The sequence below is a fragment of the Methylophilus sp. E2MeOHC9 genome, assembly GCF_058744375.1.
The window spans coordinates 197,243-213,666 of record NZ_CP196024.1 but is presented as its reverse complement, the minus strand read 5'-3'; the positions used below and the strand labels follow the sequence as shown (position 1 = coordinate 213,666).

14 protein-coding genes are annotated in these 16,424 nt (G+C 51.0%); 8 read left to right on the top strand and 6 right to left on the bottom strand.

Going from position 1 to position 16,424, the window contains the following annotated elements; translation table 11 throughout:
* The first annotated feature begins 13 nt into the window (after nt 1-13).
* Entirely contained in the window at nt 14-910 is an 897-nt protein-coding gene (gene cyoE, locus ACSSVF_RS01010; RefSeq protein WP_492404780.1) for a heme o synthase, read from the top strand.
* A 13-nt stretch (nt 911-923) separates the two neighbouring features.
* Here the strand turns inward: cyoE and ACSSVF_RS01005 are convergent, their stop codons facing one another.
* The 3 genes from ACSSVF_RS01005 to ACSSVF_RS00995 form a co-directional block, all read right to left on the bottom strand.
* A complete protein-coding gene (locus ACSSVF_RS01005; protein WP_492404778.1) occupies nt 924-2,537 on the bottom strand; it encodes a putative bifunctional diguanylate cyclase/phosphodiesterase in 1,614 nt (537 codons plus the stop codon).
* 226 nt (nt 2,538-2,763) lie between these two features.
* Complete coding sequence (locus ACSSVF_RS01000) at nt 2,764-3,051, bottom strand: PsiF family protein (RefSeq protein WP_492404777.1); 288 nt, start codon at nt 3,049-3,051, stop codon at nt 2,764-2,766.
* A 175-nt stretch (nt 3,052-3,226) separates the two neighbouring features.
* On the bottom strand, nt 3,227-5,173 hold the full coding sequence (locus ACSSVF_RS00995; protein ID WP_492404776.1) for an SMP-30/gluconolactonase/LRE family protein: 1,947 nt from the start codon (nt 5,171-5,173) through the stop codon (nt 3,227-3,229).
* Between the two features lie 185 nt (nt 5,174-5,358).
* Between ACSSVF_RS00995 and ACSSVF_RS00990 the strand changes: the two genes are divergently transcribed.
* The 6 genes from ACSSVF_RS00990 to ACSSVF_RS00965 all read left to right on the top strand — a co-directional run bounded on the left by ACSSVF_RS00990 (nt 5,359) and on the right by ACSSVF_RS00965 (nt 14,304).
* Nucleotides 5,359-6,312 carry an AraC family transcriptional regulator gene (locus tag ACSSVF_RS00990; RefSeq protein ID WP_492404775.1) on the top strand — a complete coding sequence of 318 codons (954 nt, stop codon included), beginning with the start codon at nt 5,359-5,361 and terminating at the stop codon, nt 6,310-6,312.
* Nucleotides 6,313-6,509: 197 nt separating this feature from the next.
* Nucleotides 6,510-7,577: an NAD(P)-dependent alcohol dehydrogenase gene (locus ACSSVF_RS00985; RefSeq protein ID WP_492404774.1), complete on the top strand. Its 1,068-nt coding sequence runs from the start codon at nt 6,510-6,512 to the stop codon at nt 7,575-7,577.
* Nucleotides 7,578-7,808: 231 nt separating this feature from the next.
* Nucleotides 7,809-8,903, top strand: coding sequence for a calcium:cation antiporter (locus ACSSVF_RS00980; protein WP_492404772.1), 1,095 nt, complete (start codon nt 7,809-7,811; stop codon nt 8,901-8,903).
* Between the two features lie 101 nt (nt 8,904-9,004).
* The gene (locus ACSSVF_RS00975; protein ID WP_492404771.1) at nt 9,005-9,973 is read left to right on the top strand and encodes a VTT domain-containing protein; all 969 of its coding nucleotides are present in this window, start codon (nt 9,005-9,007) and stop codon (nt 9,971-9,973) included.
* A complete protein-coding gene (locus ACSSVF_RS00970; protein WP_492404770.1) occupies nt 9,966-13,142 on the top strand; it encodes an efflux RND transporter permease subunit in 3,177 nt (1,058 codons plus the stop codon). The genes ACSSVF_RS00975 and ACSSVF_RS00970 overlap by 8 nt, the downstream gene beginning before the upstream one ends.
* Nucleotides 13,132-14,304 carry an efflux RND transporter periplasmic adaptor subunit gene (locus ACSSVF_RS00965; protein ID WP_492404769.1) on the top strand — a complete coding sequence of 391 codons (1,173 nt, stop codon included), beginning with the start codon at nt 13,132-13,134 and terminating at the stop codon, nt 14,302-14,304. The genes ACSSVF_RS00970 and ACSSVF_RS00965 overlap by 11 nt, the downstream gene beginning before the upstream one ends.
* A gap of 30 nt (nt 14,305-14,334) precedes the next feature.
* Here the strand turns inward: ACSSVF_RS00965 and ACSSVF_RS00960 are convergent, their stop codons facing one another.
* The 3 genes from ACSSVF_RS00960 to ACSSVF_RS00950 all read right to left on the bottom strand — a co-directional run bounded on the left by ACSSVF_RS00960 (nt 14,335) and on the right by ACSSVF_RS00950 (nt 15,675).
* A complete protein-coding gene (locus tag ACSSVF_RS00960; protein ID WP_492404767.1) occupies nt 14,335-14,706 on the bottom strand; it encodes a YidH family protein in 372 nt (123 codons plus the stop codon).
* A 103-nt stretch (nt 14,707-14,809) separates the two neighbouring features.
* The gene (locus ACSSVF_RS00955) at nt 14,810-14,983 is read right to left on the bottom strand and encodes a DUF1328 domain-containing protein (protein ID WP_442585654.1); all 174 of its coding nucleotides are present in this window, start codon (nt 14,981-14,983) and stop codon (nt 14,810-14,812) included.
* Between the two features lie 302 nt (nt 14,984-15,285).
* The gene (locus ACSSVF_RS00950) at nt 15,286-15,675 is read right to left on the bottom strand and encodes a hypothetical protein (protein ID WP_492404765.1); all 390 of its coding nucleotides are present in this window, start codon (nt 15,673-15,675) and stop codon (nt 15,286-15,288) included.
* Nucleotides 15,676-15,944: 269 nt separating this feature from the next.
* Between ACSSVF_RS00950 and ACSSVF_RS00945 the strand changes: the two genes are divergently transcribed.
* Complete coding sequence (locus tag ACSSVF_RS00945) at nt 15,945-16,328, top strand: DUF6232 family protein (protein ID WP_492404764.1); 384 nt, start codon at nt 15,945-15,947, stop codon at nt 16,326-16,328.
* The last annotated feature ends 96 nt before the right edge of the window (nt 16,329-16,424 follow it).

Genomic DNA, 16,424 nt, shown 5'->3' with positions numbered 1-16,424 from the left:
TGGGGGATTAGTCATGCAAAGTATTTGGGTTACACAACTGACATCGGCCAAAATGAGCTTGCGCAATTTTTATGCGCTGTGCAAGCCGCGAGTCACGGCGCTCATTGTTTTTACGGCGATCATAGGCATGTTCATGGCTACACCTGGCATGGTGTCGCTACAGATATTACTGGCAGCAACAGTGGGCATTGCCTTTGCCTCGGGCGCTGCCGCTGCGTTTAACTGCTTAATCGAACACAAGATCGATGCCATGATGGCGCGGACGCGCGCGCGTCCTATCCCTACCGGGCAACTGTCGCAAATGGAAACCTTGCTGTTTGCCAGTGTGCTTGGTGGCTTGGGCCTGAGTATTTTGTATTACTGGGTAAACCCGCTCACCATGTGGCTGACACTGGGGACATTCGTAGGGTATGCCGTGATTTATACGGTTTTCCTGAAACCGGCGACACCGATGAATATTGTCATTGGTGGTGCGTCCGGTGCCATGCCGCCTATCCTGGGTTGGGCCGCAGTCAATAACACCGTCTCGCCAGAAGCGTTGGTCATGTTCCTGATTATTTTTGCCTGGACGCCACCGCATTTCTGGGCGCTGGCCTTATACCGCCGTGAAGAATACGCCAAGGTCGGCATGCCGATGTTGCCGGTGACGCACGGTGAGCAATTTACCTTGCTGCATATCTTGCTGTATACCGTGATCCTGATCGTGGTGTCTTTGATGCCTTATGGCCTGGGCATGAGTGGCTGGTTGTATCTGGCATCCGCAGTGGCTCTGAATGCCGTGTTTCTTTACTATGTGGTCAGCCTTTACCGTCGTTACTCGGATGAGCTGGCCAAGACCACTTTCAAATACTCGATTCTTTACCTGAGCCTGATCTTCGCGGCTTTATTGCTGGATCATTACTTGATCTAAAGCGCTGCAATAATCAAGACAGTTTAGTGGCAGCATGTTTCAATGCTGCCGCTTTCTTTTCAACCCCCAGTAATGGCTGGGATAACTGCTCTAGTGTTTGTTGGTCTAGCTGCTGCAATAGCGAGCTGAACATCGCAGGTTTTCCATGTAGAAAGCCCTGGATAAAGTCACAGTTGATCACTTTGAGGATATTCTCCTGCTGGGCATTTTCCACGCCCTCGGCAATCAGTTGCATATTCAGCTCATGCGCCATCTGGATGATAGAACGGCACAGGATAAAGTCATAGTTATCCACACCCAGGTTATTGATAAATGACTTATCAATTTTGACGTAATCAACATGGTATTTCTTCAAATAACCCAGCGCAGAATAGCCGGTGCCAAAGTCATCGATCGAAAGTTTGATGCCTGCCTGCTTAAGGGATTTCAAAGTATCCTGGACTACGCGTGAAGGCTCCAGCAGCAGGCCTTCAGTGATTTCAAAACAGAATAATTCACAAGGGATGTTAGACCGCTCGAGGCGCTTGATAAACGCCATCAGGTGTTGCGGATGGGCAAACTGCACCGGCGAGATATTGAGGCTGAGCTGTATGCCTTGCAGGCGCATGGGGTCTATGGTGGATAAATCATGCAGCACTTCGTTAAAAATCCATTTGCCTATCTCTATAATAATCCCCGACTCTTCTGCCAGCGGAATAAACAGGCTGGGTGGAATATTGCCACGCGTCGGATGCTGCCAACGGATCAGCGCTTCTGCTTTGATCAGCGAAATATCATGCAGGCGGTAGATGGGCTGATAGACCAGATGTAACTCGCCATTTTCAATGGCCGAGCGTAAATCATGCGTGAGCGAAATACGCTCTTTGATTTCCTGCTGCATGGTTTGCGTAAAAAACTGGTACTGGTTTTTGCCTGCACGTTTGGCGGCATACAAGGCCTGGTCGGCATACATCATCAGCGTTTCGGCAGAGTCACTGTGATCAGGGAAGACAGCGATGCCTATGCTGGCGGTCACAAAGTACTGATTGTCATCGATATGAAAAGGCGAACGCACCGTTTCAACAATCTTGGCACCTATTTCTTGCAATACTTTGATATCTTTTAGCCTGGGGATCACCACCACAAACTCATCACCGCCCAGCTTTGCAGTGGTATCACCATCCCGCACGCAGGATTGAATACGTAGCGCCGCATTCTGCAATAGCCGGTCACCCACAGCATGCCCGGCAATATCATTCACGTCCTTGAAACCATCCAGATCTATCAGCAGCAAGCCCAATTGTAGTTGTGACTGCTGGCAATCCAGGATAGCGCTCTCCAGACATTGCTGTAACAGGTAGCGATTGGGTAATTGTGTCAGGTAATCATAATTGGCCTGGCGCCAGATCTGTTGGCGTACTTCGGTTTCACGCCGTTGTGCACGCTGATAAAAACGCCACAACTGGTACACGAGTAACATGCATGCCAGTGCCAGTACAGTCATGCCTGCTTCAATGGCCAGATGGCTGACCAGCTTGGGATCACTGACGGGTGAAAGTTGCGTCAGCGTCGCGGCCGATGCCTGCTGCGCCAGTGCCAACACAATCAATAACAGTTTTACAGGTAGTCTTCTGAGTGGGTTATCCATACCATTCGATCTTTGCGTTGCTTGCAATGATGGCTTGGTATCTGGGTAACAGTATTTAAAAGCTGTTCGTCTGTTAGATCCCACACCAAGGGCTAACTGGGTTAACGGCAGGCTGGAAAAAAACTTGAGGTGTTATGTGGATTATTTGCTGTGGATGACTCTTGAATAGACACCTGCAGCGTCGCTGCAGGTGTCTGGGGCTAACATCAGCGACTGATTTTTGACCCTATTTAGCGGATAAACAGGTTTTCATAAAGGCTTTGCGTTCGTCGCCTTTCAATGCCTTGGTTTTAGCATCGGCGTTGCAGGTTTTCATTTTATTCTGTTGCGCAGTCAGGCCAGAGTCTGCACTACTGGCCGATAAACAGTCTTTCATAAAGGCTTTACGTTCGTCACCTTGCAGTGCCTTGGTTTTAGCATCGGCATTACAGGTTTTCATTTTTTCCTGTTGCGGGCCTGCAGATACTGACAGACAGACAGAGGACAGTAGCAGTGCAAGAACCAGATTTTTCATGAAAGTCTCCAAACAAAAAAATGTATAGATGGTTGAGTGATTCAGGCTGCCAGATACCAGCCTGTCATGCCATTCTGACACAGAGCAGAATGCCTGGGTAAACAAAAAAGCTGAGCAATCAGGCTGAACAAAAAAGCCCGGCGAATAGCCGGGCTTGAGAGGGAATAATGAACGCTTATTGAATTGGCACGCTATGCAATGTACCCGCTTTCATATCCGGCACCAGTAAAGATTGACCATCTGCAGACAGGCTAATATCTGCCGCTGACTGGTAACCCTTGATAATCAGCTGCGGGGTTGCTTTCGGCTCAGCCAATTGCCAAACATTACCACCTGCCCAGTCACTCACATACAGATGACCATGCGCATCCCTGACCAGGCCATCTGCACCGCCAAAGCCCTGGTTGAGCAAGGTGACAGCGGCTTTTTTAGCACCCAGTTGCACCCTGAACAATTTGCCTGTGCCAAAGTCTGCGACTAACAGGCTGTCCGGGCCATCCAGCAGCAAGCCGTTTGGTCGTTTGATGCCATTGCCCTTCAGCACTTCAGTCACTTTGCCGGCTGCGATCTTGAAGATGCCAGCACCTTTGCCATTGTCATCACCACTGTCAGAGACATACACATTGCCCAGGCCATCGATTTCAACGTCGTTCAGGAAAACCGGTTTGCGTGGAAACGCCGAGGTATCTGCAACCACGGTTTGCTGACCGCTTTGTGCATCAATACGCACGACCCTGTCCACATCGGCGACATACAGCTGGCCATTGAATAAATCCAGGCCTTTAGGGTCATTCAAGCCATCCGCCAAGGTTTTGCGTGTGCCGTCTGCGGCGATCTGGGTGATTTTGCCATCGCCAGCTTTACCGAACTCGCCGATTTCTGACACATACACCACGCCATTCGGGGCGGCAAATACAGATTCCGGCATGGCGAATCCACTCAAGGTTGTTTCACCTGCGCTGGTAGCCGGAGCGGCAGCAGCAGATTTACCTGGCGCTTTACCATCATAGCTGACACGGTAAATTACACCATTGTAGTCGTCAGATACCAGCAATGAGCCATCGGGCAATTGCAGCACATCGTTCGGGCGTCCCCAGACTTCACCTTCGGCACTGAGCCAGCCGTCAATAAATACCTTGGTTTCTTTCACTTGTTTCTGCTCGTCAAAAGTGACGCGTACCAGTTGATAGCCGACCGGTTCCTTTCGGTTCCATGAACCATGTTGCGCAATCACCGCATTGCCCTGGTATTCGGCCGGAAACTGCTTGCCGGTGTAAAACTTGAAGCCCAGGTTGGCACTGTGCGCCTGAAACTCGATTACCGGTTTGGTCACAGCCGCTGGAGGCGTCTTGTTCTTCCAGTTCGGGTCACGTGCATCGCCCCCGGCAAAGTAAGGGAAACCAAAGTGCAAACCTGCTTTAGGTGCTGCATTCAACTCGTCATGCGGGATATCCGCGCCCAGCAAGTCCACACCGTTGTCGGTAAAGAACAGGGTGTTGGTGCCTGGCTGGAAATCCAGCCCGACTGAGTTACGCACGCCTTTGGCAAAGGTTTCAACCTGGCTGCCATCCGGATTTAGGCGGATGATGGAAGCTTCGATGCCGGTAGGGTCGCAGATGTTGCATGGTGCGCCTATGGTGACGTATAACTTGTTATCAGGCCCGGCGGCAATATATCGCCAGCCGTGATGTGCTTTATTCGGTAATTTATCGTAAACCACTTCGCGCATCGCTTTAAAAGGCAAAGTCAGGTCAAAGTCAGGGGCAGCATAGCGCGTGATGCGGTGCTGTTCGGCCACATACAAATGCCCGTCTACCATGGCGACGCCATTGCCTACCGTCAGGTCATCCAGGATCGCGACTACCTGGTCTGCTTTATGGTCTTTGTTCTTATCAACTACGGCATAGACTTTGCTGCCACGGGTGCCGACATAGACGTTGCCATTGGTGCCCAGCGTCATCTGGCGTGCCCCAGGCACTTCAGCGTAAACATCGACTTTAAAACCGTCCGGCACGCGCAGTTTGCTCAGGTTGTCACGGACATCCTGAATATCTGCCAAAGCGCTGAATGACAGCGTTGCGAATATGGAACCGATCAGACCTTTTATCAATTGATTTTTCATCAAGCTTATCCTCTTCTCCAAAATAATGATTACCCATGCAAGTTTGGTATGAGTAGTCTACGCAGTGTGAGGTTCTGCCGTAAGTTTAAAAAATATGAAATGATTGCCTATTTCTATCGGTTGTAAGGTGGATATAGCTAATTAGGTGTATTATTTATGCCTAATCACTTTGGTATTTAAATTATATGAGCAACCTTGATTGCTGGTCTGCCCACGACAGGGATAGAACAATTGCGCTGTTATCGAGCCAGACGCCGAACGAAGGATTTACCCTGACGGCACTCGAGGGCGTCAAGCTGATGCGCTGGAATCGGGCAATTCCACGCAGCCCAGTGTTTTATGAACCCAGCATAGTATTTGTCTGCCAGGGCAAGAAGATTGGCTATCTGGGTGGTGAGGTGTATCAATACAATCCGCAGCAGTTCCTGATTTTATCGGTGCCGCTGCCGTTTGAGAGTGAAACCATTGCGAGCCTCGAAGAGCCTTTGCTGGCGATCTCTATCCGCATCAATCTTTCCATGATCTCTGAACTATTACTAAGCGTGGAACATGACACGCCGATGAAGATCAATGGCAAAAGTGGGATCACCTCCACGCCGCTGGATGCACGCTTATCTAATGCCGTGGTGAGGCTGTTGGAGTGTCTGCCATCCAAAAGCGATGCGACGGTATTGGGCCAGGCCATTATCCGCGAGATACATTACCGCATTTTGCAAACCTCGCAGGCATCCGCCATCCTGGCTGCGCATAGCACGCACAATAATATGGGCAAGATCAGCAAGGCATTGCGCCTGATTCATGCCGAGTATGACAAAGAACTGAATGTAGACAAGCTGGCGTCGGAATCGACCATGAGTGTGCCTTCGTTTCATGCCGCGTTCCGGGATGTGACGGCTACTTCGCCTATCCAGTACCTGAAAATGACCCGCTTGCACAAGGCACGGTTGTTGATGGTGCAAGACGGCTTAAGTGCTACGCTGGCAGCGAATAAGGTGGGCTATGAAAGTGCTTCGCAATTCAGCCGCGAGTTCAAACGTATGTTTGGTAAAAGCCCGATGGAGGAGGTCAGTGCGGTGCGCAGTGCCCTCATCACAACTCCGAGTGAGGTCGCGGCGAAATATGTCACGGTGCAGCAATAAGCCGCCAGCACGAAGCCGTCAACAAGAACGATAGCTTGGCAGGCAAACTCATAGCTTTAGGCAATCATTCAAGAAAAGCTGGCAATTACATTGATGGTTATTCTTTTAGACTTGTGCGGTTAATGCTGGCAGGTTTTCAGTCTCAATCTTCCGGCATTTGATTTTAAAGCTTCAATAACAAATATGGAGAACGCGATATGGCAATAACTTTCAAAACAGCGGCTTACGGTGTACAAAACGCGACTACCCCGGTTGCCCCTATGAGCATAGACCGGCGTGAGCCTGGTCCGCACGATGTGCTGATTGATATTGAATATTGCGGTATCTGCCATTCCGATATCCACCAGGCCAGGAACGAATGGGGCGGTGGTTCTTTATATCCTATGGTGCCGGGGCACGAAATCGTGGGCCGCGTCAGCAAGGTCGGCAAGCATGTGAGCAAGTTCAAGCTGGGGCAATTGGTCGGGGTCGGCTGTATGGTCGACTCCTGCCGCCACTGCGCAGATTGTGATGCCGGTGAAGAGCAATACTGTGATGGTTCAGTGTTTACCTATAACGCAAAAGACCCAAGACACGGCGGCCTGACCTTTGGTGGCTATGCCGAGCGTATCACGGTGGATGAGAACTTTGTCGTTAGCGTGCCTGAAAATCTGGATACCAAAGCCGTTGCGCCATTGCTGTGTGCCGGGATTACTTTATATTCGCCGCTCAAACACTGGAATGTACAACCTGGCCAGAAAGTCGGCATCATTGGCCTGGGTGGCTTGGGGCATATGGGTGTGAAACTGGCCGCAGCGATGGGTGCCCATGTGGTGATGATCACCACCTCAGTCAGCAAAGCGGCCGATGCGACCAAGCTGGGTGCGCATGAAGTGCTGATCTCCAAAGATGCGGATGACATGGCTAAACATGCGGCCAGTTTTGACCTGATTATTGATACGGTGCCGGTTGCGCATGATTTAAACCCATATATCGGTTTACTCAAGCGTGATAAAACCATTGTGCTGGTCGGTCCGCTGGACCCGGTGGATGTGCATGGCGGCAACCTGATCCTTAAGCGTCGCCAGGTAGCTGGTTCGCTGATAGGCGGTATCGCAGAAACGCAGGAAATGCTGGATTTCTGTGGCAAGCATAATATCGTCAGCGATGTTGAGATGATTGATGCGACTTATATCAATGACGCTTACGAGCGCATGCTCAAGAGCGATGTGAAATACCGTTTTGTAATTGATATCGCTTCATTGAAATCCACACTGAACGCATAGCCGGAAATATTGGCGACAGTGGCTAGCCAGGCTCTGGATGTTGATTTGTCTGGCAAACCTGGCTGACGCTGTTGTCGGTGTGTAAAAAAGTTGTTTGAGTGTGGTAAGAAATATCTGGGCTTGGTGAGAAGCAAAAGGTTTGCGCGGAAAGTCATACAAATTGGCGGCTTTGAACGCATAAGGCGATAGGTCAGTGTTAAGATGGTTATCTGTTCATTTCCCACTTAGCGCATGCTTGCAGAAAAACCTCCCCAAGGCCTGATATCACTGGTGATATCGCTACTTGCGTATCTCTCCCTCACCCAAATTGACAAGGTGATGCACATTGGCCAGCAGGAGTCGCTGGTGGTATCCATTGTGTTTGTGCTGCTGATCATTAACCTGGCCTTCCAGCTGTCGTTTCAGGTGGAATATGTGGCAGAACGGCTGAAAGAGCCTTACGGCACCATGATACTGACTATCAGCGCCGTCATCATTGAAGTGGTGATTATCGTCATGATGTTAAGCCATACGGCTTCAACCACATTGGCGCGGGATGCGATTTACTCGGCGGTGATGCTGGATATTAATGGCATTCTCGGCTTGTGTGCGATTGTGGGCGGTATCAAATATGGTGAAGTGGAATACAACGTCAACTCCGGCAATACTTACATTGTCATGATCATGACGGCGCTGGGCATCTCGATGGTGTTGCCCGCGTTTTTGCCACCAGAACATTGGCGCCTGTATTCGATGTTTACCATCATTACCATGAGTGTGTTTTATGCATTGTTCCTCAAGATGCAAACTGGCCGTCACCGTAATTATTTCAGTTACAGTGACCAGCACAGCAAGGAAATGCTAGGCGAATTGGCCACTCGTAAGACCATCGTCGATGTCAGGCTGGCGATCGTATATATCCTGGTGGGTATTGTCACCATAGGCCTGCTGTCAGAAGAAATGAGCATGCATATGGATGCCGGGCTGACCGGTAGCGGCGTGCCACCGATTGTGGCGGCGATTGTGGTGGCGATTATTGCGGCCAGCCCTGAAGTGCTGACTTCCCTGAAGGCCGCGGTGAATGACCGCATGCAAACGGTAGTGAATATTTCACTGGGCGCGACGCTCTCAACCGTTATTTTGACAGTGCCGGTGATCGAGGCGATTGCCTTGATCCAGAATAAACCGCTGATTGTCGGCTTATCCCCGACGCAAATGGTGATGACGTTTTTAACCCTGGCAGTCGCAACCATCAACTTGCATGATGGTGAAACCAATGCCATTGAAGGCATGACGCATTTTGTATTGTTTATGGCGTTTGCCATGCTGGCGACATTAGGCATGTAATGATCAGTTGGACATGCCGAATTCGGTATGTGGTTGTGTGAAAAAATCGCAGTGTTTATTAAGATCGACAGCCATGCAACTGGCTTTTGTATAAGTGAATCATGAGTACTCTTCTGGAATTACTGCAACAATTCGGCCTGGTGATCGTGTTCGCCAATGTGCTTCTCGAACAGCTGGGGTTGCCGCTACCGGCCTATCCCACGTTATTGCTGGCGGGTGTGCTTATCGGTAACGGGCAATACAGTTTGGGCACCTTGCTGGCGGTGGCGGTGATTGCCGCCTTGATCGCTGATTCCATCTGGTACATGGCCGGGCGCAAATACGGTAAAAGGGTGATGGGCAAGTTATGCAAGATTTCCCTGTCGCCGGATACCTGTGTCAGGCAAACCGAATCGCTGTACCTGAAATTCGGGCCGCCGGCATTATTGGTCTGTAAATTCATTCCTGGCTTTGCTTCCATCTCCAGCGCCCTGGCTGGTTCTTCCGGCACGCGTTACCTGGTGTTTGTGTTGATGGATGGCCTGGGCGCGGCACTATGGGCCGGCACTGCCTTGTGGCTTGGCAACTTGTTCAGCTCTGCGATCGATGAACTGATGCTCACTCTGGTACAAATGGGCAAATGGGGGACGTTGCTGGTGCTGGTATTACTCGCTGCGTTTATTGCATATAAGTGGTGGGATAGACAGCGATTCATCAAAAGCCTGCGCATGGCGCGTATCAGTATTGAAGAGTTAAATGAGATGCTGACTAACGGTGCCGCACCGGTGATTCTCGATACACGTGCCCCACACCTGGTCGATGACGGCTGGATTCCGGGTGCGCAATTCATCACGCTGGAAAGCGCTGACTCCTTGGTGCTGGATATTGATGAAGATGCACCAGTGGTGCTGTATTGCTCCTGCCCGAATGAAGTCACCGCCGCTAAAGTCGCCAAAAAACTGATCAACCGCGGTTATCGCAATATCCGGCCACTCACGGGCGGCATAGATGCCTGGCGCGATGCCGGGTTTAAGGTCGTCACCGTACAGGTGGAAGATGCCGAAGTAGCCGTAAAGGAAACACATGTTTAACGTAGTGGGGATTGCTCTCAAACGCCCCTATACCTTTGTGGTGATGGCGCTGCTGATTTTGATTTTCGGCACCTTGTCAGCCATGCGTAGCCCGGTGGATATCTTCCCTGAAATCCGCATTCCGGTCGTGGCCGTCGCCTGGCAATATGCCGGCCTGCCACCGGATGATATGGCTGGCCGGATCAGCACCTTGTATCAACGTACCTTGACGACCACGGTCAATGATATTGAGCATATTGAAGCGAATTCTTACAGTGGTTTTGCCATCGTCAAAATCTTTTTCCACCCGGGTGTGAACATTGCCACAGCCAATGCGCAGGTGTCAGCGATTTCGCAAACAGTGACGCGCCAAATGCCAACTGGCACTACGCCGCCACTGATTTTAAATTACAACGCATCCACAGTGCCTATCTTGCAGGTCGCGCTTTCAGGCAAAGGTTTAACCGAGCAAAACCTGGCTGACCTGGGTTTGAATGCGGTGCGTATCCGGCTGGTCACCGTGCCCGGCGCCGGGGTTCCATTCCCATATGGCGGCAAGAGCCGGCAAATCCAGATTGACCTGAACCCGGCAGCCTTACAGGCGCGCGGATTATCGGCGCAGGATATCTCTAATGCGCTGGCCGCGCACAACCTGGTTGTGCCGGTCGGTACCCAGAAAATTGGCAGTATTGAATATACCCTGAACCTCAATAATGCGGCGTCTGACATTGAAGACCTTGCCAATATTCCGGTCAAAGTCGTCAATGGCGCGACCATCTACATGCGCGATATCGGGCAGGTCCGCGATGGTAGCCCGCCACAAACCAATATTGTGCATGTGGATGGTAACCGTTCGGTCTTGATGACCATTTTGAAAAACGGCGCGATTTCGACTCTGGCCATTGTCGATGGCATCAAGAATAAACTGGAAGAAATCAAGCCTGGCTTGCCAGAGACGCTGGTGGCAACGCCTATTAATGACCAGTCGCTGTTTGTGCGCGCGGCGATTCATGGCGTGGTGTTTGAAGGCGTATTGGCGGCGATCCTGACCAGCCTGATGATTTTGCTGTTTCTCGGTAGCTGGCGCTCGTCACTGATTATCGCCACTTCGATTCCGCTCTCTATATTGGGTGCAGTGATAGGCCTGTCGGCCATAGGCGAAACCCTGAATATTATGACCCTGGGCGGGCTGGCACTGGCAGTCGGCTTGCTGGTGGATGAGGCCACGGTGACGATTGAGAATATCAACTGGCATTTGGAGCAGGGCAAACAGGTTGAGCAGGCCATCCTGGATGGCGCGGCACAAATCGTGACGCCCGCATTCGTATCGCTGCTGTGCATCTGTATTGTGTTTGTGCCCATGTTTTTCCTGGAAGGCGTTTCTCGCTTCCTGTTCGTGCCTATGGCTGAATCGGTGATGTTTGCCATGGTCAGCTCGTTTATTTTGTCGCGTACGCTGGTGCCGACCATGGCGAATTATTTCCTGCAGCCGCATACTGAAGCTGAGCACGGGCACGTCAGCCGTAATCCATTGGTGCGATTTCAGCAGGGGTTTGAACGTGGCTTTGAAAAATTCCGGCGCTCCTATCAATCACTGCTAGTGCTCGCAGTGGCGCATAGCCGCTTATTCATGACCGGTTTCATGACGGTGGTCCTGCTGTCTTTCTTACTGGTGCCTATGTTAGGCAGCAACTTCTTCCCCAGCGTGGACAGCGGCCAGATCCTCATGCATGCACGTGTACCCGTGGGGACGCGCCTTGAAGAAACCGCCAATCGTTTTGCAAATATCCAGGCGGCGATCAAACAGGTCATTCCGCCGGATGAGATTGTGACCATCGTTGATAACATCGGCATGCCTATCAGTAGTATCAACATGACTTATAACAATACCGGCCTGACTGGCGCCCATGACGGCGATATCCAGATTGCGCTTAAAGAGCACCACGCGCCGACCGCAGAATATATCCGTACCTTGCGTGAAGTGCTGCCTAAGAAATTCCCGGATACCACCTTCTCATTTCCGCCAGCAGACATTGTCAGCCAGATCCTGAATTTCGGTTCGCCTGCGCCTATCGATATCCAGATCCGCGGTGGCAAGCTGGCAGAAGACTTTGATTATGCCAATCAATTACTGGCAAAAGTGCGTGCAGTGCCGGGTGTGGTAGATGCCCGCATCCAGCAGTCACGCAGCCGGCCAACTTTTGATATCACCCTGGATAAGACCCGCGCGCAAGAGATGGGTATCAGCACGCGCGATGTCACTAACAGCATGGTGATTAATATGGCTGGCAGCTCGCAGGTATCACCCACTTATTGGTTGAACCCGGCCAACGGCGTGACTTATTCGATTGTGCTGCAAACACCGCAATACCAGGTGGATAGCCTGAATGCGCTGGCGAATCTGCCGATTAGCGGCAGTGCAGGCCCATTACAAACCCTGGGTGGTTTAGCCACCTTTAAACGCGGTGTCGGCAATGCAGTCGTCAGCCAGTATGATATCCAGCCCATGGTGCAAATTCATGCCAGTACGCAGGACAGGGATCTGGGCGCGGTGGCTACCGATATCCGCAAGATTCTCGATGCCACCAAAGACCAGGTGCCCAAGGCCGCCAGTGTTGTGATGCTGGGGCAGGCACATACCATGGATCGTGCCTTCACCGGTTTATTCTTTGGCCTGCTCGGGGCCATTGTGCTGGTGTATTTGCTGATAGTCGTCAACCTGCAATCCTGGAGTGATCCTTTTGTGATTATTTCTGCCTTGCCTGCCGCTTTGGCGGGCATCGTCTGGATGCTGTTTGTCACGTATACGCCGCTATCTGTGCCCGCATTGACTGGTGCCATCATGTGTATGGGGGTTGCAACTGCCAACAGCGTGCTGGTGATCAGCTTTGCACGTGAGCGGCTGGCAGAACTCAAAGACGCTACCGCCGCGGCAATTGACGCCGGTTTTGTGCGTTTCCGCCCGGTGCTGATGACCGCGCTGGCGATGGTGATCGGGATGACACCCATGGCCTTGGGCCTGGGTGAGGGCGGTGAACAGAATGCCCCATTGGGACGTGCCGTCATTGGCGGATTGATTTTTGCGACAGTGGCTACACTTTTATTTGTGCCGGTGATATTCAGCGTGATTCATAGAAACACACATACTCCGCCTGTCAGCGTTTCTACAGGAGATTCAAATGACCAGTAATACACCCTGTGCTTCCCGTGGATTAAAACTCAGTGGCCTGATCCTGGCACTGGTTGCTATCGGCATCGTGATCGTCGGTATCACATCACGCGCCAGCCATGATGCAAAACTGAAAGACTGGACCAAAGAACAGGCTGTACCCACCGTCAGTGTCAGCCAACCCGGTGGCGCAGTGGAAGGTAATCAGCTGATATTGCCGGGACGATTTGAGGCATTTTCACGCGCACCTATTTATGCCCGTGTCAGTGGCTATCTTAAAAGCTGGAAAGTAGACATCGGGGGTGCGGTGAAAGCCGGGCAGTTGCTGGCTGAACTCGAAACACCTGATCTCGACCAGGAACTGTTACAGGCCAAAGCCGATTTAGCCAGTGCACAAGCCAATGTCAGCCTGGCAGAAACTACCGCCAAACGCTGGCAGGATATGTTAAAAACGCAATCCATCGCCCGCCAGGAAGTAGACGAAAAGCTGGGCGACTATAAAAGCAAACAGGCGCTGGTGAAAGCGTCTGAAGCGAATGTGCAACGTTTACAGGCGCTGAAAGGTTTTGCCAGCATTGTGGCGCCATTTGATGGATCCGTCACCGCGCGCAATACCGATACCGGCGCGCTGATCAATGCCGGTAGCAGCGGCAGTACGGCACAGCCTTTATTCGAAGTCTCCAACACGCGCAAGCTGCGGTTATATATTAATGTGCCGCAGAACTACGTCAGCCATATCCGCCCAGGGACCAAGGCGACGTTTAACGTGCCCGAATATCCTGAGGGCCGTTTTGAAGCCACCATACAGTCAACCTCTGGTGCGATCAATGCCTCTTCGGGGACCACGCTGGTGCAATTGCTGGTGGACAATGGCGCCGGAAAGTTTTTGCCGGGTGGGTTTGCGAATGTGAATCTACAGCTAAAAGAAGCAGCCGGCATTTTAAGTATTCCCGCCAGTGCGCTGATCTTTGACCAGAATGGGTTAAAGGTCGCGACGGTGAATGCCGAAAATCAAGTCAGCCTGAAAACCATCGTCATTGCGCGCGACCTTGGTAAAACCCTGGAGATCCAGTCCGGACTGGCAGCCAATGACCGTGTGATTGAAAACCCGCCGGATGGCGTGGAGGAGGGCGATGTAGTCAAAATAGCCACAGCGCCTGAGGCGCCGAAAGCTGCTAAATAAGTAAAGATCAGCTCTGCTTCTGGGATGAGGTTAACGTGACAGGATCAGCCAGGCACTCAATGCCGCCGCTGACACACTCAGAAACACATTGACTGCCGGTGGCAGCCAGAAGATATGGCCGCGTGGTTTCTCTTGCGCGCCCAATGTTTTACAGAACACTACGAACTGAAGTGCAGACAGTAAAGAAGTCGCCGCACCTATCAGGATAAAGCCGACGCCTATATATAAAGACAAGGTGCTTTGCGAGTCAGACAACGGGCTCTCGTGTGCCATCAACTTGATAAACAAGCCAAAGCGCTCAATCACAAATCCCAGCCCCATCAACGCAATCGATGAACGTTGCCAGGCGAGCAAAGTGCGTTCGGCAGCAAAATAAACGCGCGGATCGTCAAGATAAGACATGTAAGTCACTCTTCATTGATGTAGGTGACCATTTTACGACTTACCCAGGCGTTTTGCCTAAGGTAAGTCGCAGTCGCGTTAACCCTTTGAGACTGTTCTACGGTCAGGCAAACAGGCTGATGCCAAGCACGGCCAGTAGTACAACGCCGATGGCTAAAATCAAAAAGATAAAGAAAAAGACTTTTGAAATGGTGGCAGCGCCAGATTCCACGCTACGAAAACCCAAGAAACCCGCGATGACGGATATCACAAAAAATACCAATGCGTAGTAAAGCATCTTTCTGACCCCTTAGTTGGAAAGTGAATGTGATGAAATCATAAAAGGCAGCCCCCGGTTTGCGTATAGGGGATTGACTGGATTGCAGGTAAGAATCAGCCTACATTGAGCCGGTGCGACGCATAGGGGGAATTGGGTGAACCCAAAGAGGTGTGCTGACCTGCGATCTATTCAGGCTGGTGATTCTCAGGCTATTTTTAAAAGGGCGGCAGCTGCGCTCGCCTATATTGATTATCTGACACGGTCACTGCTGGCAGAGCTATTCATAGCCTGGCTTGCCTGATCATGAGTGGGATGCAAGATTATTCATCTTCACTAAAAGCATCATGAAAATCTTCCGCCTCGACCACCGCTTTGGCACGCATCTTCTGGATGAAGATAATCCCCTCTCGTGTCAGCTGGCTTTCGTTTGAGCGCCTGCCTTCACGTACATCGCCATTGGCGGTGAGTGGCAGTTGAAATACTTGCTGATGGTATCTGAGGCTCGCTTCGCCCAACCCGATTCTTTTACATTTTTCCAGGTCCAGCACTGTGATCAGGTAATAGTTGGCGCCGCGTGGGTTAAGCACGCGTTTCAGGTCTATCACCCCCAATTGTCCAGCGCCTTGCGATAATGTGATTTCCTCACCGGTTTCATTGATGCTGATGGTGTAAGTCAAACCATCTTTCGCGACAAATTCTTTTTGATGCATATACACAAGTCCCTTGTAAGCCGTTTTATCCATGCGACAACAACGCAGCCGCATTTTTTCCAATCATACACATAAGAAATCAAATGTCAGGTGTTTGCTTGTTTTTATGTATAGCATGCACACAGCGGGGCTTGATTAATGATTGCCGGAACTAAAGCGTAAAGTCATGGTTTTCTTGATGTCAATAAATATTAATTTGTAGTAAAGTATGTTTATGTGAATCCTTCTGATGTTGCGACTGCAATGCACGCATTTTTAAGGAAGAAATAATGCAAGAACAAGTATTTTTCAGCCTTGAGGGAATCAAGGTCAGCGACAAGCAGTTTATTGCTGAAGGGCAAACATACCCTCTTGATGAAGTCACCTCAGTCAAGCATGGCCTGATTGAGCCTAAGCGTGGCTTTTCCACATTCTGCATGTTATCAGGCTCGTTCCTGATGATATTTGAGGATGTGTTCATGTTCGTCGGTGGCTTTTCAATCGCGCTTGGCATGATGGCGTGGTTTACCGCACAAACGCTTTATTCTGTTGTCATTCACACCGCAGAAGGCGAAAAGCAGGCACTGACTAGTGCAGACAGCAACGATATCAACAGGGTCATCCGTGCCCTGAATGCCGCCTTGATCAGCAGGGAAGCTGACTGCCGCGCTTAACAGTACTCATGGCATCCGCCACGAACAGCAGCCTCATTTGTGGAGTAAATCTTGATTTCCCAGGATGCATTGCGATAGAACCCTGGCGTATCAAAT